The sequence below is a fragment of the Alcanivorax nanhaiticus genome (genome assembly GCF_000756665.1).
Taxonomy (GTDB): domain Bacteria; phylum Pseudomonadota; class Gammaproteobacteria; order Pseudomonadales; family Alcanivoracaceae; genus Alcanivorax; species Alcanivorax nanhaiticus.
Window position 1 is genome coordinate 1 of sequence record NZ_ARXV01000024.1, and the last position, 21,786, is coordinate 21,786.

The 21,786-nt window shown below is 52.7% G+C and carries 27 protein-coding genes; all 27 read right to left on the bottom strand.

Translation table 11 applies throughout. From position 1 onward, the window contains the following. Positions 1-242: 242 nt before the first annotated feature. On the bottom strand, positions 243-791 hold the full coding sequence (locus Y5S_RS18485; protein WP_035235245.1) for a hypothetical protein: 549 nt from the start codon (positions 789-791) through the stop codon (positions 243-245). A 72-nt stretch (positions 792-863) separates the two neighbouring features. Then, positions 864-1,292, bottom strand: coding sequence for a hypothetical protein (locus tag Y5S_RS18490; protein WP_035235247.1), 429 nt, complete (start codon positions 1,290-1,292; stop codon positions 864-866). 55 nt (positions 1,293-1,347) lie between these two features. Further along, the gene (locus tag Y5S_RS18495; protein ID WP_035235249.1) at positions 1,348-2,994 is read right to left on the bottom strand and encodes a DNA cytosine methyltransferase; all 1,647 of its coding nucleotides are present in this window, start codon (positions 2,992-2,994) and stop codon (positions 1,348-1,350) included. Between the two features lie 82 nt (positions 2,995-3,076). Beyond that, positions 3,077-3,373, bottom strand: coding sequence for a hypothetical protein (locus Y5S_RS18500; RefSeq protein ID WP_156107860.1), 297 nt, complete (start codon positions 3,371-3,373; stop codon positions 3,077-3,079). A gap of 71 nt (positions 3,374-3,444) precedes the next feature. After that, positions 3,445-3,753 (bottom strand): hypothetical protein, encoded by a 309-nt coding sequence (locus Y5S_RS18505; RefSeq protein ID WP_035235251.1) that lies wholly within the window; start codon positions 3,751-3,753, stop codon positions 3,445-3,447. 68 nt (positions 3,754-3,821) lie between these two features. Further along, the gene (locus Y5S_RS18510; RefSeq protein ID WP_035235252.1) at positions 3,822-4,103 is read right to left on the bottom strand and encodes a hypothetical protein; all 282 of its coding nucleotides are present in this window, start codon (positions 4,101-4,103) and stop codon (positions 3,822-3,824) included. A gap of 2 nt (positions 4,104-4,105) precedes the next feature. Beyond that, the gene (locus Y5S_RS18515; RefSeq protein WP_035235254.1) at positions 4,106-4,438 is read right to left on the bottom strand and encodes a hypothetical protein; all 333 of its coding nucleotides are present in this window, start codon (positions 4,436-4,438) and stop codon (positions 4,106-4,108) included. Between the two features lie 292 nt (positions 4,439-4,730). Then, positions 4,731-5,261, bottom strand: a complete 531-nt coding sequence (locus tag Y5S_RS18520) for a hypothetical protein (protein ID WP_035235256.1) — start codon at positions 5,259-5,261, stop codon at positions 4,731-4,733. After that, positions 5,258-5,479 carry a hypothetical protein gene (locus Y5S_RS18525; protein WP_035235258.1) on the bottom strand — a complete coding sequence of 74 codons (222 nt, stop codon included), beginning with the start codon at positions 5,477-5,479 and terminating at the stop codon, positions 5,258-5,260. Before Y5S_RS18525 ends, Y5S_RS18520 begins: the two co-directional genes overlap by 4 nt. Before the next feature lie 61 nt (positions 5,480-5,540). After that, positions 5,541-6,704, bottom strand: a complete 1,164-nt coding sequence (locus Y5S_RS18530; RefSeq protein ID WP_035235260.1) for a hypothetical protein — start codon at positions 6,702-6,704, stop codon at positions 5,541-5,543. Between the two features lie 89 nt (positions 6,705-6,793). Continuing rightward, positions 6,794-7,423 carry an oligoribonuclease gene (gene orn / locus Y5S_RS18535; protein WP_035235262.1) on the bottom strand — a complete coding sequence of 210 codons (630 nt, stop codon included), beginning with the start codon at positions 7,421-7,423 and terminating at the stop codon, positions 6,794-6,796. Between the two features lie 229 nt (positions 7,424-7,652). Then, positions 7,653-8,027: a hypothetical protein gene (locus tag Y5S_RS18540; protein WP_035235264.1), complete on the bottom strand. Its 375-nt coding sequence runs from the start codon at positions 8,025-8,027 to the stop codon at positions 7,653-7,655. A 366-nt stretch (positions 8,028-8,393) separates the two neighbouring features. Next, on the bottom strand, positions 8,394-8,630 hold the full coding sequence (gene yfaE / locus Y5S_RS18545) for a class I ribonucleotide reductase maintenance protein YfaE (RefSeq protein WP_231552747.1): 237 nt from the start codon (positions 8,628-8,630) through the stop codon (positions 8,394-8,396). A 61-nt stretch (positions 8,631-8,691) separates the two neighbouring features. Then, positions 8,692-9,573: a restriction endonuclease subunit M gene (locus Y5S_RS18550; RefSeq protein WP_035235265.1), complete on the bottom strand. Its 882-nt coding sequence runs from the start codon at positions 9,571-9,573 to the stop codon at positions 8,692-8,694. A gap of 69 nt (positions 9,574-9,642) precedes the next feature. Beyond that, positions 9,643-10,143 (bottom strand): hypothetical protein, encoded by a 501-nt coding sequence (locus Y5S_RS18555; protein ID WP_035235268.1) that lies wholly within the window; start codon positions 10,141-10,143, stop codon positions 9,643-9,645. A gap of 72 nt (positions 10,144-10,215) precedes the next feature. Then, positions 10,216-10,770 (bottom strand): hypothetical protein, encoded by a 555-nt coding sequence (locus Y5S_RS18560; RefSeq protein WP_035235270.1) that lies wholly within the window; start codon positions 10,768-10,770, stop codon positions 10,216-10,218. A gap of 334 nt (positions 10,771-11,104) precedes the next feature. After that, complete coding sequence (locus Y5S_RS19280; RefSeq protein ID WP_052041720.1) at positions 11,105-11,704, bottom strand: hypothetical protein; 600 nt, start codon at positions 11,702-11,704, stop codon at positions 11,105-11,107. A gap of 118 nt (positions 11,705-11,822) precedes the next feature. Then, positions 11,823-12,197, bottom strand: coding sequence for a hypothetical protein (locus tag Y5S_RS19795; protein ID WP_156107862.1), 375 nt, complete (start codon positions 12,195-12,197; stop codon positions 11,823-11,825). 79 nt (positions 12,198-12,276) lie between these two features. Further along, on the bottom strand, positions 12,277-12,678 hold the full coding sequence (locus tag Y5S_RS19915; protein ID WP_065130369.1) for a hypothetical protein: 402 nt from the start codon (positions 12,676-12,678) through the stop codon (positions 12,277-12,279). Positions 12,679-12,760: 82 nt separating this feature from the next. Further along, on the bottom strand, positions 12,761-12,910 hold the full coding sequence (locus Y5S_RS19920; RefSeq protein WP_197055183.1) for a hypothetical protein: 150 nt from the start codon (positions 12,908-12,910) through the stop codon (positions 12,761-12,763). Positions 12,911-13,365: 455 nt separating this feature from the next. Continuing rightward, the gene (locus Y5S_RS18575) at positions 13,366-13,581 is read right to left on the bottom strand and encodes a hypothetical protein (RefSeq protein WP_035235272.1); all 216 of its coding nucleotides are present in this window, start codon (positions 13,579-13,581) and stop codon (positions 13,366-13,368) included. A gap of 396 nt (positions 13,582-13,977) precedes the next feature. Next, the gene (locus tag Y5S_RS18580; RefSeq protein ID WP_035235274.1) at positions 13,978-15,876 is read right to left on the bottom strand and encodes a VWA domain-containing protein; all 1,899 of its coding nucleotides are present in this window, start codon (positions 15,874-15,876) and stop codon (positions 13,978-13,980) included. A gap of 81 nt (positions 15,877-15,957) precedes the next feature. Beyond that, the gene (locus tag Y5S_RS18585) at positions 15,958-17,292 is read right to left on the bottom strand and encodes a DUF3150 domain-containing protein (protein ID WP_035235276.1); all 1,335 of its coding nucleotides are present in this window, start codon (positions 17,290-17,292) and stop codon (positions 15,958-15,960) included. Positions 17,293-17,577: 285 nt separating this feature from the next. Continuing rightward, positions 17,578-18,705: an adenine nucleotide alpha hydrolase family protein gene (locus Y5S_RS18590; protein WP_035235278.1), complete on the bottom strand. Its 1,128-nt coding sequence runs from the start codon at positions 18,703-18,705 to the stop codon at positions 17,578-17,580. Between the two features lie 292 nt (positions 18,706-18,997). Further along, on the bottom strand, positions 18,998-20,008 hold the full coding sequence (locus tag Y5S_RS18595) for a YqaJ viral recombinase family nuclease (protein WP_035235280.1): 1,011 nt from the start codon (positions 20,006-20,008) through the stop codon (positions 18,998-19,000). A 70-nt stretch (positions 20,009-20,078) separates the two neighbouring features. Then, on the bottom strand, positions 20,079-21,062 hold the full coding sequence (bet, locus tag Y5S_RS18600; RefSeq protein WP_081939837.1) for a phage recombination protein Bet: 984 nt from the start codon (positions 21,060-21,062) through the stop codon (positions 20,079-20,081). A 149-nt stretch (positions 21,063-21,211) separates the two neighbouring features. Beyond that, a complete protein-coding gene (ssb, locus tag Y5S_RS18605; protein ID WP_035235282.1) occupies positions 21,212-21,751 on the bottom strand; it encodes a single-stranded DNA-binding protein in 540 nt (179 codons plus the stop codon). Positions 21,752-21,786 lie beyond the last annotated feature (35 nt).

Consider the following 21,786-nt stretch of genomic DNA (forward strand, 5'->3'; position numbering starts at 1 on the left):
CACGCGGTCGCGGGGGTGGCCCCTCCAGACAGCAACGCGAACGCTCCGGCCATAGCCATTGCATTGCGTTTAAGGTTTTTTATTGTGTTTTATCCCTTGCAAGGTGGATTAAGCCACCGTCAAGGGTACATGGGGTGAATCAGCACCCACGGACGCCGAATTGCCCTTTTTGGGCGGTTGAACAAAAAAAACCCAGCAAAGCAGCCGAAGCCGCCCCGCTGGGTTTGGTTTTGTAGTTTTACCTACACCGTTAAGATCCAACGCTTCATAGGGACTTTGATGTTTATCATCCCGTTCGCGCAGGGGGTTTGCCCCCAAAAGTTGTAGGTGGTCTCATGAATATCAAACTCAGTCATCGACTGAATTTGCGTCTCTGAGACTGGTTCAAATGGACCTCCGCAGCCAATGTGCATATCAAGTCCATAATCTCGGAGTTCGAGGTCTCCGAGGTTTTTGCCACCCACGCAAGCAATCAAATTCTGCCCTCTGATCTCGCCTTCTCGCAATAACAGTGCAGATTCATCATAGCTGCCATACTGATTCGTAAACTTCACGATATGGCCGTGTTTGGGTGTGGTTTGTTCCGCCAGCTCTTTTAGCAATCGCTTCACATTCTGAAACCTTGCATACAGCGTAGGCGTGAATTGCCCTGAATAATTCAGGTTCGGACAAATCATTTCAAGCATCTCATCTGGCACTGATTCGAGCCCCATTTGCTCAGCCAGAGGCTTCGCCTTTTTTAGACCTTCCTCAAGAACCATTGAGTTGACAAGCGTTTTCAAAGTATTCATTTCTCTCTCCTTTTATGAGAGAGCAATGCAAGCCGTTCCCGGACCTGCATTGCCCGTTAACGGCTTATTTGTTTACCCCAAAATGTATGGAGCCACGCCGGTTAAGAAGCCCATGACTCCCAACACAGCGCCAGCGACTCCCAACTTAATGGACAGTTGAACGCTCTGATCCGGATGCTGCCAATACCAGTGCCAGATTTCCCAGCGTTTGGCTCGGCGAACCTCAAGATCGACTTCTTGCTTGTAGCTCACGCTCAGTGCATCCACAGCATCGTAGTCCAGCCCGATAGCATTTTTGCAGATCTTCAGCCCGGAGTTACCCATGGCATAGCGAAGAACCTTGCTTCCATCAGCCTTGTTCACAATCACTAATGGTTCCCGCCGAAAGAACCGATTCCGATCCTTCCTGGTTGAGTCCATATTCCGATTGTTCAGGCGAACGATGCAGTGTTGAAGGCCGCTGTCTTCCATTGGTAAGCGGATAACAGTTTCGACTTTCATAGTTACCTCCGTTGGTTGACCGGAGAGGCTACCTTTCGGCGACTCCCCGGCTGTTTCAGTTGATCATCTCCGCCGCGACCCTTAGCTTGCCGCCAGCAGTCAATGCTGCTGGAACATACTTGCAAGGCTCATGGCCGGAGCTGATTTCTTTCCCTTCGGGATCGAAGAACGCGATGTGCGTTGACTCTTCATCCGCAAACAGATTGAAGTTGATGGGCATACCTACTTCTTCTGAGGCTGGGGTGAGCTTGATATAGCCTTCCCCATCCACCAGCGCAGTAGCCCAATGGAAGTCATCTCCACCGATAAAATCTTGTTCGGTGTCGAGAACCTCTACCACAACCTGTTTGAGACGCCGCCAGCGCCACAGACTGTTCCCAAGCTCTTTGGCTACTGCCTCGAACGCGGGAAATACCACAGCTTGACCCAATACCTGGTGCGCGGTGGTATCCGCCAGCCCTTCAATCATCCCTTCAGGGATACCCTTCACACGACAATGCTCTGTCGGGGTCAGAATCCGTGATAAAGCTGGATCCTGTTTATTCACCACAAAAGGCTCGGTACTGCGACACTTGGCGTAGTCTTTACCGATAGTTCCGCAGAACGCCTCCTCCCCAGTGAGGAGCTGTCTCGAAAACCCCTTTCCAGCGGCCTTGTCACGCTTCTCCTTATCCGCCAGGTAATCAAAGGATTTCCAGCGGTCGGAGTCCTGCGGGACCACCTCCAGGATGTCATTCAAACAGGCTTCCTTCGTCCGTACCGGCAGTACATTTTCAAGGTCGAAACCTTCAATGCCTTTCGATATGGCTATGGCGCAGAGTCGCTTGCGCTTCTCCAGGACACCAAATTCATTGCCATCGAGAATGCGCTCCTGGATGTTGTACCCAAGAGATCCCAGAACAGAGCGGATCACCTCCATTGAGGCAGTGTTCGCGTACTCAGGGACGTTCTCGATGAGGACGATTGAGGGATTGAGAACCTCAACGAACTGAAGGAAGTTGAAGAACATAGCGCCTGCTGCCTCATGCGATTCAGCAAACTCCAGCTTGTTCTTGCTTCGCCCAGACTTTGAAGCTCCAGTACAAGGAACACCCCCGGCCAAAATATCAACTTGGGGTGGGTTCCGATTGATGCTCACCGCCTGAATCGGAGACTCAATCACCGTAGAATTCTCATCCCACAGCTCAGGATTGTTCCGAAGCGACGAATCGAGGTATTTCTGTTCCAGCTCGACTGCAACAGCGACCTTGCTGGTTATACCAGCATCCCACAAGCCTTTATGCAGGGCCTTATCCAGTACGCCACCCCCATGAAAGAGACTGCATACAGAAAGAGGCTTTCCTGACTCAAGTTTGTCGATAAGGCGCTCTACCCGCTCTTTCACCCGCTCGTGCTGGTGATGTGCGGATATGACAATCGTGCCGTTTTTGATAGCCACTCGGAGCAGCTCCACACCATCAAAGATGTGCGCCAGCTCTTGGGCTGTCAGGTCAATAATCGGTGAAACACGCCCGTTTCGTTCGCGTTTACTGACTGTGAACTTACCGGCTTCGCTGACACGAAGCAGAACCTTTGAGTCTTTGATCTCAAGGTCATACTTCATGCCGGGGCGGTAGCCTTCACGAACCAGCTTCTGGCCTTCCAGCCAAACGCGCTTTTTGCCACGGTGTTCACCGAGTTTGGTATTGACGATAGTTGCCATAGGTATTCCTCCAAAAATGAAGGGCCACCTATTCCCAGCGGGACAGGTGGCCCCGGCTGGGCTTAATTCAAATCAGGGTGTATCACGCGAAGACGTACTCAATCGCTGAGTGCTTCAGGAAATACACAGTTTCCCCGTGCAACTTGGACCGGTGATAGCTGACGTGAAAATCGCCTGCCATGGTCAGTCCTTGTTTCGGGTGTTTGTCGTAACCGAGCGATTCCTCCAGATTCTGGAGGCTTTCCCGGTCAACGTGCTTCAGAAAGGTGTTGCGTGTGATGTCGATGGCACGATCAATCATTTCGCACAATCCGCCTTCTGCATGTACGTCATGCTCAGGCCATCCAACGCAGTTGTTGTGATACGTCAATTTTGACATGAGGCTCTCCGGTTGGCCGGGAACCTCCCCTGCCGGGAATGGTGTCCCGGTAGGGTTAATGGTTTGTCGCGTTAAGACACATTGAAGTGGTCGAAAATCTCAACCTCTTCGCTTTTCAGTCTTTGCAGCAAGGGTTCAACGTCTGTGGATGGAAGGTAGGTACGCTCAGTCCCCATCACCAAGGACCAGGACTGATCGTCTTCGTCTACACAGGGTTCCCTCAGCCAGCGGTGAAGAAGCTCGTAGTGCGCTTTCTTCCCATTCTGGAAAAGGGCTTCGTTCAGTCGGAACAGTGCGATAAAGTCATTCCCCTTTCCTTGGGCAAGGATTGCGTGGGGAAACTCACCGCTGTAATCAACTACATATTGCTCTTGAGACATGATGCTTCCTGAATATCAGGGCGCACACGTCCCATACCGGGCTTGTGCGCCCGGTGGGCATTAAAGGGTTAGTGGACAGGCATGCTGGAGAGTTCTTCACCAGAGTACACCTGCCCTATTCGTAGACAGTCGAGAACGTGCAGGTTGCTTACTTTGTCGCGACACCACAGATCAAGCAATTTTGACCAGTCGCTCGGGTAGTGCCCTGCACATTTTTCACGCTGTTTGCGGGTTTTCGCCTTAGCCAATTTGGCCTGATACGAGGCCATGGCCGCTGCTTCAGCCCGCTTGTAAAGCTCGTCATAGATGGCGTTAAACCGGCTCTCCGGCAGCTTGCTTGCGTATGCCATGCTCACCCCCTGATGAGAGTGTGAACATCGAAAGCATAACGCCCGCTTTCATTGCCGTTGAATCCAGTTATGTATCCGTCCTTCAACCCTTTCCAGACTTCCTCCAGCTCCAATGACTCATTGAGATCATCTTCACTTTCAATTAGAGCAGTCACCAGGTAAAGGTTTCGGGTGTCGGTATCCGCCATTCCAACCATCTTCTCTTCGAGAAGCCGATCAGCTATGGAACGGGCATTTATATTCTCTATAGGCCGCTGTTTCTCGGTTTGATGTTGAGCGACTCGGAGAGCCTCTTCTACCGCTTCAAGAACCAGGGATTTGATACTTACACTCATGATGCACTCCTTACGGATGTAGAGGGCGCACCAGTAGCCCCAGGGGCACGATGCGCCCCAATGGGGATAATTGAAATTTGCTGTTTGTTTGAAGAGACCAGCTATCTCATTTCACTCTCAGTGAGAGCAAAACTGTTTTACCGGTACAGCCTATGAGAAGGCTTCACGGGAAAAACAGCTTGTGAATGGTGATTCTACCTCGCCTGGTAGGAATGTCACCGCTCAAATTGCCCAAAACGGGCGCACAAGAAGGCAAAGCCCGCGAAGCCGAAGCTCCACGGGCCGCCAGTTATTACCGGTGTCTTGACTCCCACGCTGCCTGAATTGCCTTCTGCCAGCCGCCAAGGTGGCGAACAGCTTCAGGTTCCTGACGACTGAGGGCACACCATGCCTCCAGTTCAGTCAGCAAACAATTCCGCCTTAACGCGGCAAGCAACCGAGGGTAGCGCTGCGCCACCGTTCGCTCACGAGGTCTCTCCCATACAGGAAGAACACCAAGGATGCTGCCGGGGCGACGGTTCGGTATCCGCTTGGCTGCTTCATGGGCCTCTTCGATGGTCGAAAAGACTGCGGCCTCGTCTGGTCCTGCGGTCGGCCCATGAAGGATCCGCCCACACTTGCCCAACACCAGGTCGCAAGCGTTCCCACCAAAGAAGGGATCTCCTTTGCCGTGGAACTCCATGACCTTCATGTAGTCAGGGAGAACGCGCCAGCTCCGTTTTGTCGCAACAACGTAGTCCCAGTCTTCCAAGCCGAGGCGTACCTCAACCTGATCGACGGGCTTTTCTCCCTCGTTAGGGAGGCAGAGGGTGGCCGTGTTCATACGCCACCCCCTTGGTTATCACGTCCAAAGACATACTCCTCGTAGAACGCAGAGTATTCCTCGTAGGTGATTCGTCCTGAATAGCGCATCGCATCGAGAGCACCAGCAATGTACTGTCTTGCCGCTGCATTCTTCTCCGATGACTGCCAAGCCCTCCGCAGAAACTCCTTTGCAGTAGGAGCGTCCGCCAGCTCATTCTTCAAGTCGTGTTCAAACATATCGCTCTCCGGATTAAACCGGGGCGGCCCCAACCGGGGCGCACCCCGGAAGGGTTGAAGGTTATGCGGCTTTCGGCTGAAGGTTATCCGCTTTCGCGTTTACCTCGTCCGTTACCTGCTCCATCGCATAATCGTCGCCTATGAAGCCCCAGCATTCATCCGAATCAACGAATGACCATTCAGGCTCTTCAGCGGTGCCGATATTTTCAAAGGAGGCAGACACGATTCCGAAAGTGCTACCGGCCAGCCACTGGTTGTAAGACTCCAAAGCGCTCTCGGCCAACTCGACCGCTGCTCTCCGGCGTCCTGCTTCCAGGACAGATTCCCTCTCCAGCTTTCGCCGGGGAAGTTTCAAGGACTCAGCTTGGTTGCTTAGCCAGTCGAACGCTTCATGCCAGTGTTTGAACTGAGGGGACATTTCACCGCCCCATCGCCCATCAACCTCAGCATAGAAACGCTTGCGACCGCTGCCACGAGTCCACGAGCCGTTATCCTTCACTTCACCATAGGCGTAGACTGCGGCACGGCGTTCGATCTCCTCCTTCGCGCATTGGTCCGGAATCCAGACGCCTGCACCTGTAGAGGTATCCCACCGGCATTGCATACCTTGCCCAGTGATCGACCAAACCTGTCCTCCATGCTCATAGCAATCCAGGACAACCGCATCGCGGTCGCCTATCAGCCCTTCGGAACGTAGTTCCTGCCAGACTTGCTCTCTCACGGAGTCAGTGAAGTCGAAGTCATATATGTCAGAGGCCCCATAGCAGTATTCGCCATCGGTCTCTCTCCATAGCTTGGCTGCGCGTCGTTTGTAATAGGCATCATCCTTTCGAGCCGTAGGCCCTGCGGATTCGTTCGCCCATTCAATGAACTCCGCCGACTGCATGGCAGCCTCAATCCAGGGCCTGCGAAGACGACTGGTAAAGTCATCAACCAAGTCCAGGTCTGGCTCCCAGTCAGAATCCAAAGCCAAGGCTTCCTGCATTTCACTGTGATTCCGTGAATGGCGATGAGCAGAATGGATCTTGCCCATGCCGTCACAGTCCTCCAGCGGGTTTTGGCAGTCAGAATCGTCGGACAAATACCCCACAATCAGGGTTGTGCCGACGAGACGTTTTGCAGGTGTGTGATAGTCCATGATTGGCGACGCATCGAACGGCAGTTCGAGGTCGGACAAAGCGATGGATTCCACAGACTCAGTTGTCGCATTGTGTTGAACGGACATAGTTACTCTCCTTACTTGAGATGGCGCAATTCCGCCCGAGCCGGGGGCGCTGCGCGTTTGGTTTCATTGGTAGATAGAGGATGTGAGAATCATAACTTCATATTCTCAATCATGGTTTGGAGGGTTTTCGTGTAGCTTTTCAGCTCATCAAAGCTCTCCTGAATATCTGCCAAAGCAGTGTGTCCGTACTGCTTTTCGGGTGGATTGAAACCTACCCAGTTCCAAGCTGTACGTTCCAGCAGCGCTATCGCACTGATGTCGATTTTCCGGTAATGAAAGTGATTGGCGAGTTCGGGCATCTGAGCCCCAATGAAGTTCATATCGAACCCCACGCTATTACCAAACACTATCGAACCGGTACGTTCTTTACGGTCGTAAGGCATCGCTCCGACCGATTCCAAACGCTGGATGATATAAGCTGCGGCATCTTCAACGCTGTCAGCCAGGTAGTTGTGGCCGCCGCCTTCCGCCAGCACTTCAAGCAAGCCTGATTTCTCATGCTGCTCCTTGGCCCAGGGATCCATCTTGTCGAGAGATTCCTGGCTTTGGCGAATGCCAACGGAGAAGGCGTCTGCTTTCTGAAGGTCTGATGTTGCCACCAGAACCCCGATCTCCAGGATTGGGTAGTAAGCCGCCCCATGGACTCGTTGGCCGTCGATTTCGATGTATCCGTCAAGTCCACCGGACTCAATATCAATTCCTACAAGGGAAATGGACATAGTTGCACCTCATTTGGGATGAGCTGGTAGACCCGTGATGGACCACCAGCTTTAGAATGAAAGTCCCAGGGCGTTAACCTTGGGATAGTTGAATGCTGTTTGTTTTAGGTGACCAGCTATCACACTAAGCGTCCAGGACGCTTTCCGCGTCACTCTGCTACCTTGATCCAGAGTGACCCGGAAAACGCCGGAGAGAGGCCCGCAGGCCCCTCTCCAACGCTATGCAAGGTTATCCCTGGCAGGATTCCCTTGCTTTTCGCCTTTCCAACCGACGCAGAACATCGAGGGTTTGGTCTCGAAGTGTTGCAGGGGCGTACCCCAGCTCCGAGCAGCAAACAACGAACGAGAACGGAGCGATGTCGTTGGACATCATCCACTCCAGCGTTTCTTGCTTGATCCCCTCACCAGCTCGACCATCGGCCAGAACTCTCAGGCTGTGCCATAGAAAACCTTCTCGAAGCTCTTCAATGGCTTTTTCAGTCCATTCAAACCGGGGCTCGAAGGGAATGATGTCGGCTGAACGTGCAGGCTCTGGCGAACCAAACAAATCCAGCTCTAGTTGGACTCCACCCGGAGGCGGAAAGTCTAAACGTGCTGCTTTCATGGGTATCTCCTCTGCTTATCAGGGAGGCCCAATAACCCCATAGGGGCAAAGAGCCCCCGTAGGGTTGCAGTCAGTCATATCAAATTGATACTCAGCACTTATGATCGCTAATGCGGGATTCTAACCAGCTACCCAGCGTTCTAAGTTCACTGCGAATCACTGGGTCGCTTTGCTTATCGGCATCCGTCGAAACGGCTTCCAACATCGCTTCCGCTTGCGCGAGAGTTTCAACATGGTTCCCAGGGAACCGGACGTGTTGCTGTGTATGTTGCGTGTTCATAGTCACTCCAATTTGACGAGGGCCACCGCCCAATTACGGGGATGGCCCCCTGATTTGAGGTCACGCCGGAAACAACCGGCGCAGTTTCAGTCCTGGTGGTCGAGTACGACCTCGGTGGTTGCGCTCGCGCAGCACACCAAGATCTCCCCTTCTGCCAGGTAGGCCAACGGCTCCTCCAGGTAAGTCACCTCACCTTTTAACAGCCGCTTTTTGCACATCCCGCAGATGCCGCTTCGACAATGCGTCTCTACAGGAATGTGTTTCTTCTCCATTTGCGCCAGCAGCGTTTCTTCGCTGGGTTGAAGGAGTATCTCCATGGTCATTCGTCTCCGATTAGAGGGAATGACCATCCCCAGAGGGTGTCACCCCCAGAGGGTTGGTAAATCATTGAGCAAGTGCATAAACACCGGTCTCAACACGATTGAAGAAGCGTTCGTCTTGTAACACCTGTCTAACCTTGGCTTGCCAATGGTTGTTCTGACGGTGCTGAGCAAACGGCTCCATCGAGGCGTATATTTCGTCCAGCTTCATGGTCTTCCCCTGAAGAACGCGACGCACTGCCGCCTTCCAGGTTGTGGCTACCATGTTCATGGCCCGCCTATGGGTTTCCATCAGGAAAACCAGTGACGGAGCTTTGTCTCGACGAAACACAAGCAGCTTCTCATGAGCGATGCGGATCAAGCGGCCTGAGTAGTCTCTTCGATCACTGACGCAGTTGTACTGCATCTTGATAATCTCATCGACCAGCTTCCCAGGTGCAATGCGCTCAACTAAGCTGGACAGGTTGTAGTAATTCCCGTCTCTGCGAAGGTTGCCCATGAGGATCCCGTAGTGGCCGCCTTTCTCACAGGCGTCATGAATATTCATGACCGCCAGCTCCAGCGACTCTACGAATTGCGGCAGGTCCATGCGGCTCATGTCCCATTTATTGGGCTCGCCCCACTCCTTCCCCGAATACTGAAGCATGTCCCAGTAAGGCGGGTGCCACCAAACAAGGTGGGCCTCTTCGCCAAGGTGAGTCTTGAAGTCGTCCGTTAGCAGGTTGAACCCTCGATGAAGGTCTGTCCCTTTGAAACGAACACCAAGCTCTTTGGCTACATCCTCACTGGTCCCGCCTCCGACGCTCGGGTCTGCGACCAATCCGTTCTTGTTTCGCATGAAGGACTCAATGAAATCCTTCACGATGAAACCGGAGCAGTTGCCCCGGTATTTGTTGTTGCCCCAGTGCCCGCGTGACGGGTAGGAACATACAGATGCGTTAAACATGGCTACTCTCCGTGAGGAGGGCCAACACGCTCCCCTACAGGGGCGAGCGGCCCCTGTTAAGGGTTTGATTCAAGCGTTGTCCGCATACCACGAAGCAATACTATTGCGGTCTCTTGTGAACGCCGTTTTATCTGGCGCTTTCATCATGACCACATCACCTTCACAGTAAGTGCAGAGTTTCAGTTCATCTTCATTTGCCCAGAACACGTTGCACCCGGATTCCTGAAAAATCACTTCCCAGCCAGAATGGCGGAGAAAGCGGCAGGAGAAATCCAGGGAGTCACCGAAAGGGAAATTGAAGCGTTCCATCACTGAGCCGTTTTCGGTCAGCTCAGGTTTGACGTTTCCGGTTTTCAAGCGCTTTTTAATGAGGCGCTTAGTCCAGCGGAGTCTTGCAAACAGCTTGTTGCTTTCGTCCTTGTAGCAGTCAGGGTTTCGCTTTCGCCAATAGAGCTTTGCGAAAATCTCCCCATCCAGGTGCTGCATCTGGTTTCGGTTCAGAGAACCGAGATACCGACTCAGCGCTTTAGACTGGAACATAACGGATTCAAGATTTGCGAGAGTGTTCATGATGTGTCTCCGAGGTTTTAGAGACCACCAGTCCCCCTTGGGGCTGATGGCCCCCGAAGGGTTATTTCAAAGTTATGTCCGAGGATTGGCGAAGCGAATGGCTTTACCCATGAAATCAGCCATGAGACGGTTGCCCGTCGAACTGAAATAGGCTTGCCACTCTTTCCACCCACCAACGGCTGACACCGAGTTTGGCGACTCGAACAATCCCCAAATTCTCAACTCGCAACCTCTCTCAAGAACTTGCGTAACCTGTTCGGTCAACTGTTCGCGAGACATGGTTGAGCTGATATTGCAGGGGGGCTGCATGATGAGCTTTTCAGCTTCCTCGAAGGTCGTTTTCTCAACCAGGCCGGTTGTAGTATCGACAATGAACGGGACCACATCTTGTCCGTGGTTACCCCACAGCCAATGCGTGATGTATCCCGGATCAACTCCGAGCTGCGCAGGAACCAGGATGGTTCCACAGGTTCTCAATAACCAGACGAGCTTTGTGCCTTTAAAACGATTCAGCGACTCAAGGTCCGCTTCCAAATCATTTTGGTAAAGCTCGGGAAGTTTGAGGGATGCCGCTACGTGCTCCATAGTGGCTTTGATTCTATCAATTTGATCTGCATGGTGGGTCATGGTGCTTCTCCTAACATGTATGTTCGGGACGCACCAGTCCCCTTTAGGGCTGAGCGCCCCGGAGGGGTTTATGAAATTTGCTGTTTGTTTGGGGAGGCCAGCTACCTCTTTTCACTCTCACTGGGAGAGCAAAACCTTGTTTTCCAAGCCACTCTTATCCCATTCATGGAAAAAGCACCGTGGAAAGCAGGCTTAAAGAAATGTTACTCGATACGCCTGGTAGGCACCAAGCTGGTTTTGCCCGTTTAGGGCGCGGGGGCTATTTATCGACACAGGGGCAGGAAAGGGACTTGCAGGGCCTTTCGGCCCCACAAGTTGTGTCGGAATATCCGATTCAATGGCTCGCAAAGAGCCCCTTCTGCGCCAGCTCCTGCGCGAAGTATGGCGTCAGAACGATTGGCGAAGGGGACAGTTTCCAGCGAAGCCTTTCAGCCGTCCGTCGCAGCCCTTTGGCGGTGGAGTAGTTGTCCCAACCGGCCTCGAAACTAGCTTCAGACAGCAGAGCCTCTATTTTGGCTTCCACTTCAGCCCTCTCAGGGATGCTGGTGACTGGCTCCACCCACGTAACGGTCGATCCGGCAGCAGCACCTCCCATAATCAGGCGATGCTCTCTGTCGTAAATACGAACACTCTGAGCAGATGACCACTCCAGACAATCCTCTTCTGGGCAGATGTATTCTCGTGCAACCGCATCCAGCGCATCGTCGTGGCTATATTTTGCCAAGAATTGACTTGCCAAATCCACAGCCTCGCTCACGGTCGGCGCACCACCGACGAAATGACTACTAGATTGAGAATACGTGCTAACTCGGTCGTTATCCAACAGCCCTATCTCCAGCTCGACATAAACGGAGAATTGTACTGAGAAGACATCTTCTCTCATGCTGCCGCCAGCCGTGTAGGGATTGGGAACGAACTTGATGTTTTGACTCATGATGCACTCCTTACGGATGTAGAGGGCGCACCAGTAGCCCCAGGGGCACGATGCGCCCCGATGGGGTATGTTATTAAGGATATTGCAGGGCTCGAAAGCACTGCAAGCTCCCAAATTTTTATCCAGCTTCGGATATTTTCTTTAACGTCATCTCTCTTACTTTCTCAACACTTAATATTACTTGGCGGTCTCCTATGTTAATAGAAGCATTTTCCACCGGAACAAGTAAGTAAACCTTGTGAGAATCATCGTAATCCCGAAATGGCTTTATTGTGCATTCAACACCATTCTTGACCATCGTTGGCCGGAATTCGCTTGCTAAAGAAAAACCATGCCGGTTTAAAAAGCTAGGAATATCTAGCTTAGGATCATCCGAATAAACCCTTTCGTACTGAGTGCCTGTAGAATAATGATGAGTTATTTCACCTATATTCACAAATGGGGCAGTCGGCATTTTTGAGTGGGGATTGGATGGATAGTAACTAGCTATCATAAGAGCTTCCTCTTCAAGTTATGAAGGGGAAATGCACCCTGCTGGGGCATTCCCCCAGCAGGGTTATAATTTTATCAGATCACGAAATTAAGAAACTCTGATAATCAGAAAGCGGGACGCAGAACTCGATGTAAATCTCATTATCCCCATTCCAGTCCTGTAACACTTTTATCATTTGCGTAAATTTCGCTTCAGCTTCGTCAGACGAGGTTGCTTTAACAAATCGGAGCACATCCTCTTCGTCACAAACCCTTCCAACAACAACGAACAATGCTGAACCGGAACTCCCCGCAGATGGCAAGTCAATCATTTCATGCTGGCATACTCCACAACATAAAATAGTCACTTCCTGCTCTTCGCTGTATGAAGCCTCAGTATCATTGAATACACCTCGTTCTAAAAATGGCGCTTCATGATTCTCAGGCTCCTTTACTGGTTCCAATGAACCAGGTTCACCGCAATTAATGCAATAATTGCTCATGATTATTCTCCTCTTCGTTTTAAGAAGGGGATACACACCCCTGCCGGGGGAGATCCCCTGGTAGGGTTTGTTTTAATTTCAGTTACGCTGGAAAAATACGCCACATGACGGTCGGAGGAAACGAATCTGCTACACGTTTCACGTTCGTATAGAGCGTGTCTTCAAAAAGACGCTCCAGACGACGACCACCCTGACGATACACCAGCTTGAAGTCTTGAAATTTATTGTTCATGGATACCTCCAGTAGAGCGAGAGGTATCCCCCAGCAGGAGATAGCCTCCCGCAAGGGTTAGTTAGTAAAAGTTGATTTGCTGTTTGTTTGGAGAGGCCAGCTACCTCATTTCACTCTCACAGGGAGAGCAAAACCGATCTTTCCGGGTAACTCGAAAATCTTTCACATGTGAAAGTCCAAGCAACCTGGAAAGAAAGGTCCACAGTAAAGGCGTTCAGGAAGGGGGTAACCTGCGGAGCACAAGGCTCCACAGGCTACTGGCGGGATAATCCCGGTTTACATTAGTTGGCGTGTTTGTGACTGCCGAAGTGCTTCTTCGCCCAACATTCGAGTGAGTCTGCATTCCGGTAGGCGATCACACAAATCAGTGTGACCGCCAACACGAAACCACCAAATCCTATAAGTGCAGCGAACATATTCATGTCTCCTAGTCTAGCACTTTGCCAAAAACTTCACTACTCCTCGAAGATCAGATCTTCGAGCAGCAGCATCACCAGCGATGCCACGTTCATGACACCACCGAGGACGATGAACAGAACGCCGAACACAACGACATTCGCCTCACCGAGACCTTGGAACGCAAGCGCCCCAGCTCCCAGCAATGCGAGGCCGATACCGGCATCCTTGAGAAACTCCCGCGCAAAGCGGAAGATTTTCTTCTTGAAGGACATAATCGCTTCTCCTCATTACTCGGAGTAACCAGCCCTAAACTCCGGTTATTTTTGAAGCCAAGGCGGGCGGTTAGAGGAGATCCCCCCAAAGGGAGCCTCCTCCCCTTGGCGGGTGATTTCAGGTAATTTTTGCTGCTGTTTTCAGAACCCCTTACCTGTTGCGGGATTCTTTCCGGTTTCAGCAGAAAGCGCTTAGCACTTGCTGGAAAGCCGGGTTGCTGCTCGTTTTCATCTTTGCCCCGATGGGACAGAGATGCTCCTATGAAAGTCGCTAACGCAAGCCCCTTTGCAGGGGTACGCGACAAGCTGTCATTACCACTTTTCATAAGTGTCTCCTTAGATAAAAAAAGGCGACCCCTTCCTCTCGGAGAGGTCACCCTGTTTCAAATACCCCTGTTAGGCCGCAGTAGCAGTCAGAGACCGCTCCATTAACTTAAACAGGGTTCTTTGCAGGTCAGCCGCATCATCAATCACGATGTTCGTAGGGAACAACGCAGACACGGCTGACGTTTCGATGCCGATGCCGACCATATCAATGTCGCTTCGGTCACAGAGGTCGATAACCGCCTTACAGGGAGCGACCCGACTGGGTTCTCCATCCGTCACGACGATCATCATTTTCCGCTCCTCACGAGTCTTGCTCAGCTCATAGGCTGCATACCAGACGGCTTCTGCCATCGGTGTGCTCCCACGAGGTCCGAGCATGAAACGACCCGATTGGTTGAGAACATTCTCTCCATGCTTCACGACACTGAAGACCGGCTGGCTTCGATTGCCCATGAAGAAGGTCACGGCAGGGTTAACACCAGGAATAGGCTCCAGCGCAAGCGCTAGTGCCAAGGCCGATTCACGCGCTACTTCATAGCGTGTTTTCGCCCCCTGTGCCTGGCTAACCTTGTTGCCCATTGACCCGCTCATGTCCACCAGGATATGCACCGCCGTATTAGGACGCTGCCTTTCCGTGGGTGTACGGAAAACGCGAGTATCCCCAGCAACCACGCGATAGAGGCTACGGGTATCCAGACGTTTACCTGACCGCTTGTTTCGGCTACCAGAGCGCTGGCTGGCTTGCACCAAACCGTAGAGCTGGCTCCGAATCTTCGAGGTCGTGCTTTTCACTGAATCAACCAGTTGACGGCCCTGCGGGTGCTTAGGCGAAGCCACAGCACTGCGAACCGTTTGATAGTGAGGGTCTCCCCCCTGGTCAGCGGTTTTCTCAAGTTCAGCTCTCAATGACTCGTGCGCGTCACCGAGCAAGTCATCACCTTGAGCATTCAGCACTTGTCGAATAACTTCAGCGGCATTTTTCTTCTCGTCAGAACCAGCGCCATTGCCAGATTGGCCCTGGCTGGAGTCAGACTTCTGCCCGTCACTATCACCGTTCGGCGATTGCGATGAGCCCTTGTCCGCCCCTTGCTGGTCCGACTGTCCTTTTGAGGACTGCCCCTTCTGATCATCTTTACCAGGTTCACCATTTTTACCGGTGTCACCTTTCTGGTCGTCCTGCGATTGGTCAGCGTTCTTCTGCTGACCTCCCTGGTCGCCCTTCTGGTTATCCTGGTTTTTCTGACCTTGGGAGTCATCATTCCCACCAGCCGACCCGTTTGGACTTTGCTGCTGTTGCTGGCTTTGCCCTTGGTCTGACTGCTGTTGTTGCTGTTGCTGCTGCTCTTCCTTCTGCTTTTCCTCTTCGAGCATCTTCATGATCTCTTCAGTGAGAGCTACCGCTTCAGCCGTTGACTTAGCGCCAACCGCTTTACGGAGCAAAGCATTGAGTCGAACAACAACTCCACGCGGGAATGCTTGTTCAAGCGCCACCTTGGCTGAATCCAAGTATGGCTGTAGGACCGATTGCCCTACCGCCTGCGATCGCAGCCAGTAAAGACAAAAGGCTTCGAGGATCGAGGCCGGATGATCATCCTTCGTGACGTGCTGATAATGACCCGCTTGGGCCATGTACCGAGCAACTTCATTCAGGGTTTGAGCAGTGCCGGGGTAAATCTCGATCATTCCCCGCTCGATGCGACAATCCTCCAGGATGTTGGAAAGGTCGGCGTGAAGCCCCGGACGCCGCACCACCGAAAAATCGGTGAGGCGAACGTGAGCTGCTTCATGAGCGAGGTAACCCCAAACAGCGTCCATGTGCGGATAGCTGTCCGGGATATTGGGGACCACGATGGTTTGTCCATCGGTATAGGCGGTGTCGCCACCGATGGCTACTTTCACACCGAACTTCTCACCATAGGCGGCGGCCACGATAGGAAGTGCGCTGTAGATGGTTTTGCGTTTTGACATATCTCTTCTCCTGGTAGAGCTGGCGAAAAGACATGCCACCCCCAAGAGGGGTGGCTGCCCCTCCGGGGTTGGTTTGCCTGATTAGAAGAACGCATCCTCCGCGTCATCTTCAAATTCAGGCATGACTACCGGTTGCGGATCCACATCGTCAGCTTGAGCCGATTCGTGAGCGTATTCCGGGTCTATTACGATTTCATAGTCAGTGACTACTTCTGGTTCATGGTTCGTTTCAGCTTCAGCCACAGGTTCTTCTGGGGCCTCCGCTTGAACCGGCGTTTCAGAAGCAGGTGCTTCTTCGTCACCGGCAAACTGCTGAAAGAAACGGTCCATATCAGCTTCAAGATCCTCCAGAGGAGGCTCTTCCGGAGCGGCTTCCTGTTGCGCTGTAGCCTCGTCGGCCACCTCGCTTTCAGTTTCGCCAAGCTCTCCGCGCTCTTCGGCTGTCAGCGGCTCGTAGGGCAAATCGCCACTATCACCACCTTTTACTTCAGATTGCGAAGCTGGTTCCTGCTTGCCTTGCGTCTCAGCACCCAATACACCTTCAGGGGTGACTGATTCGGTCATGCCAGCAAGTGTGACAGCACCGGTCGCGTACTCTTCGATACGCTGACGGTCACTCATAATGAGCACTGCTGCCAGGACTTGATAGAAGAAAGGCGCTTGAATTACACGACCTTGAGCATGTTGCTCATATCCGCGCAGAGTCTCATCCAACAGGTTAACCAGTGGAATGAGAGAACCGTTCAAAAAGGACAGTCCATCTACTTTGTCACGGATATTCTTCAATGTGATGCGGGTTGTAACACCGCACGTTTCTCGACCCGAGAGGTTCTTCGAGAAGAACTTTTGGGCCTCTTCAGTAACTTCGTCCAAAAGGTCTCGACCCAGGCTTTCAACCTTACGATTAAGGCTCTTGGCTGTTGGGTCATTGTCACTGATTGGCTGGATCATGAAGACCTGGTACTCAAAACCAATCCGCTTCTCAACAGCAGTCCTTGGAAGGGCTCCTGCGCGAATGGCGGTTTCGTATTCAGGATTTTCGGTGATCCATTCTTCAACAGCAGCGTTGTAGCCGTTGATGAAGGTTTGTTTCAACGCTTCAAACTCTACGCTGACCGCATTGAGTTTGTCGCAGATTTCGTCTGCTTTGCTGGCAGGAACGGCAAAACCGTTCATGAACGGCATACCGTAGCTCAGCAACAGACGGCGGGTTTCTGTTTTCAGCCGGTTAAAGCCTTTCAGCTTGGCCGGGTCACAGATCTTCTTTGAACCTAATTGCGCAACCTTTTCTGGAGGGATTTCGCCACCCTCACCCAGCTTCAAATCAGCGGGGCTAAGGCGGGTCTGTCCGCTCCAGATGTCAAAATCGACGTGGATTACACAAAGGCTTTCGAGGTGTTGAACAGTGTTGCTCATGATGCACTCCTTACGGATGTAGAGGGCGCACCAGTAGCCCCAGGGGCACGATGCGCCCCAATGGGGATGATTGAAATTTGCTGTTTGTTTGGGGAGGCCAGCTACCTCTTTCACTCTCGCGTGGAGAGCAAAACCTGTTTTCCAAGTTATTTGGCTCAAGCGTCCAAACGACTTGGGGAACAGGCTTGATTTGATATTACCCCAGCCCCAAACGGGGTGCCACGCTGTAACCGCCCTTTTCGGGCGCAAAGTAGAAATCCCGCCCCGAAGGGCAGGATTGGTGGGTCAGCTTGCCCCAGCCGACAAACCGCTATACGCGCCAGCAGGCAGTATCCACGGTTGGTTCTCTGGAACAAAGATTGGCAGCTCGTACTCATTGCGACTTGCCTGGCGAAGCGCCAGCTCATCATCAATGTCCAAGGGCTCTGCCATTGCAGCTCTCTCGATGACGGTTTTGCCGTTCCGACTGATTGCGGTCCCGAACTCCTCCTCGTACTGAGAAATCGCTTGGGCTCGCTCCGGCCAGTAATGCGCTATGGTTGCCCATATCCGATCACCGTTGAAGATGCAGGTCTGGCAACTGGACCGCCCCCACCCGAGCCGGTATGGCACTGGTGGATTGATACGCCAGTCACAGAGCATCTGCCATACTTCCTCTTCGCTTAGGTGCAGCACCGGCCTCCAGGCATCAACATGACGCGGCTTCAGCGGCTTCGCGCTTTTGCGAACAGTATCAGTTGAATGTGGCTCCAACTGGTTGTACTTGGCCCGATTGCTTGATTCCTCGCGGCGCTCGCCCGTCACGAACAACACCTTTTTGTCGATGAATCGTTCCTGGCAAGTTACCGCCCTGCGGCCTACATCTATCTTCAGCGCACTGGAACACCAGCGCGTTTGAAGGCTTGCAGCCTGCTGCGGGAATTTACGTCGAGTAGCCTCCTTTGCTGCTTCGCGGGTCAACTCAACAATGCCATCTGGAGTACCAACCATGTGTGAATGGCTTCGGGAGTTGTGCTTGAGCATCTCTCCCTTAAAGCCATGCTTCAGCCATGAGAAGTACAGGGGCATATTCAGCGATTCCGCCAGCTTTACGCAGTAGTCATCAATGAACGGCCAATCCATGAAGCTCTCGGCGGCCTCCTGCCCATCTACCAAGTGGTGCCACAGCTCTATCCGGGAAGCCGGAAAACCTCGGTCCAAAAGGTATTTGAGCGCCGCCAGCGAGTCTTTGCCACCGGACATGCAAACTACAGCGATGTCATAGTCAAGCTCGATGTCGGGAGCATCGAAAAACACACCCGGCATTGCTGGCTGACGCGCAATGATGTCTTTCGGTTCAAGACCAAATAGGTTCATTTGTGCGTCAGGTATTATCACGCGGTCATCGTATGTATCTGACAGTGCGTTGTTCATAGGTTGCCTCCATGAGTAAGGTCCACCAGCACCCGACAGGGGCCAATGGACTTGCTTTAAATTCTCCCGAGGGAGTTATCAGTTAAAGGACTCTCCCCTGCCGGGGAAAGCGTTGCACTAAGATGGGTTCCCTGCGCCGGACAGACGCCTGGATATGTGGGATATGCTGTTTGTTTGAAGAGGCCAGCTACCTCATTTCACTCTCATTGAGAGTAAAACCGCCTTTCCGGCATAGACTCGCTGGGGAATCTAAGCGGGAAAGGGGGCGTTACGCCCCCAGACCAGTCGCCCCCTAAAAATAAGAGGATTCGACTTCTTCCGGCATGTAGTCGAGCGGTGCAAGCACCTCCTCGTCCACAATGTACCGTGGCTTGACAGAATCGGTCACCGTGACACGGCACCGTTCTCCAGCTTCGTCTCTGTACTTGTCGATGTCGTCAGGCTTAACACCGGACGCCTTCTCTTCAAGCAGCTTCTTGTAATTCACCCGTCCAGCCACTTTGTAGCGAGTTACCATCACACCGCCGTAGTCAGCGTGAAAGTATTCGCCCATCAGAGACTTCATATCGTCCAGCAAAGGTTTTTGCTTATCCTGAAGCTCACTCAGTCGCTGTTTAAGCTCCTGAATCTCAGCATCATAGATTCGGTATTCCTCTGCTGCACTGATCCATCGCTCGGCCTGCTTCCCGTGAGGGATATACAAATCGCGCTCAGGATCTTTTTCGGGTTCCTTACGTTCCAGCACTTGCTGCCAGAACTCCTTGGCTTGCGCCAGCAGTTCATTGAGCATGGCTTCATCGCGAGTAATCACAAACTCTCGGAGTTCACCTTCGTACCAGAACACCAACCAGCCCTTGTCCGCGCCAGTAACCAGCAATTGATGCTGGACCTGTGCATAGTAGAGCTGATATGGCTTGCTGTTGACGCCGTTCGCGCAAACGTCCTTCCAGACGCTCTCGCTTGGGCACTTCAGCTCGGCAGGCTCCCCATCTCCAGTTAAACCATCCAAAGAGGCTCGCAGGAGAGGGTTCTGTGCAGATTCAACGCAGACAGGAAGAAGCAAATCGTTGTGCTTCGCTTCAAATGCCTGGCGGGCCTTATCTTCGTTCTCAACCCCTCGACGAACGAGAGGATTCAAACTTAGATCGACCTCACGGGCATAGCCCGTTTTCTCTGCCCAGAGTCGCCACCGAGTTTTATACGGTGACCGGTTAAGCAGAATGGTCGCGTCAGTGGCAGTTATGCCGCCTTTACGCCATTCCAACCAATCATCGTCTCGTTGGGACAAATTGATGATTTTCATGGATCTCTCCTTTGATTAAAGGGAGATCCCCCCTGACAGGGGGGAGACTCCCTCCCTTCAGGGGGATGGTTTACTGCTCTTCAGGCCCTCCCTGACCAAAGAAGTCATCTTCTTCGGGAAGTGGCGGCTCTTCAGAACCAGACTGGCGGCCTTCAGCCGGGATGTAGGTAGCGTTACCCTCACCTTCAGCTTCTTGCTCACCATAGTTGGTGTTGAGTGGCTCCATTGCATCCAGCTCTCTGTCACGGAGGAACTGGGTAGCGTATTCCAACTCTGCACCTTGGAAACGCTCACCGGCATACTGGTGTGCTGCACTCCAAGCATTTTGCTTAACAGCGCGGTTTGCCAGTTGCTGCAAAATCGGATCCATTTTCTTGTGGTCGATTTGCAGCGGCTGTCGTGAGGCGTCCTGAGTCATGTGAGGTAGGTTGGCAACAGCCGGGTTAATGGCCGACGCCTGTTCCATCTCACGCATACGTTCCGCTTCATCCTGGTCGTAAATTCCCACGAAGCCGAAGGCTACGCGAGAACACTGGATGAGCGACTTGTGACGAAGCTGACGCTTGGTGTGAGTCTGCCAGGGGCCATCAACGGTATAAGCACCGTTGCGACCTTGGCCCTGGAAAGGCTCGCGGTACACTTCATCCAGGAACTCCCTGATCTTGATTGGCCGCGTCCGGTCTTTCCGGTACATCACGGTCTCAATCCACTCAGGGCATTCCACTTTGGCACCCGGCATTTTGACCATCTTGTCCGCGTACACGAACTCGACGCCATCATACTGAGAGTGCTCATTGATGATGCGACTCCACCCATCAACCCCAACTACAGGGATGATGCCGTTGTTTTTATCAGGAAACGCATAGATTTCCCGAGTAAACGGATTCAGCTTGTACTGTTCAGCCACAATCAACAGAGTCATCATCTGCTCGTTGGTTGGGGCGCTGCCGTCTCGCTGCTTGAACGCGGTAGCCTTCAAAGTTTCATAGAACTTGTTGCTGTCCACGCCATAGCGGCTGGCGATACGGGTCACGAGGGATTTGCTATCGGACATGGTGTTTCTCCTGTTCTTATCAGAGAACTGATCGAATTAGGGACACCATGACCCCCAGGGGGCAGGTGCCCCCGTTTGGGGTTAGATAGAAAAGATGTCAGGGCTCACAAAGAACCCCGGCATTGATTGCGTTGCAGTAGTGCGTAGACTTAACCCCCTTCCAGCGGATGAAGCCGCATGAAGGGAATATCATCATCCCAGCCGGGAGCACCGGGGCCACCAGCGCCAGCAGATGCTGGTACTGGGTCAGGTTGCCGAGCCGGAGCCCGAGCAGGAGCCTGATGCCCACCCTGCTGATTTGTACCGCCAGAACGATTCTGCCCCTGCGGAGCCGACCCTTGGTCACTTCGCTCACTGCGGTCGAGAATTTGCATCTCTTTGCAGTGGACTTCCGTGACCCAGCGGTCAATACCATCTTGGCCTGTCCATTTCCGGGTGCGGTTGCTCCCTTCCAGGTAGACTTGCGACCCCTTTTTCAAGCGGTCACGAGCCCGTTCGGCCAAATGCTTTTTCACTACCACACGATGCCATTCAGTGTGCTCTTGCCACTCACCTGTTTCTCGGTCCTTCCAGCTATTGCTGGTTGCGATACTTAGATTTGCGACTGCATCACCGCTCGGCATGTAGCGGACTTCAGGGTCAGCGCCGAGGTTACCCAGCAGCGTGACTTTGTTAACACCTTGAGACATAAAAACCTCCAGTAGAGGAAGAGACTGCCCTGCGG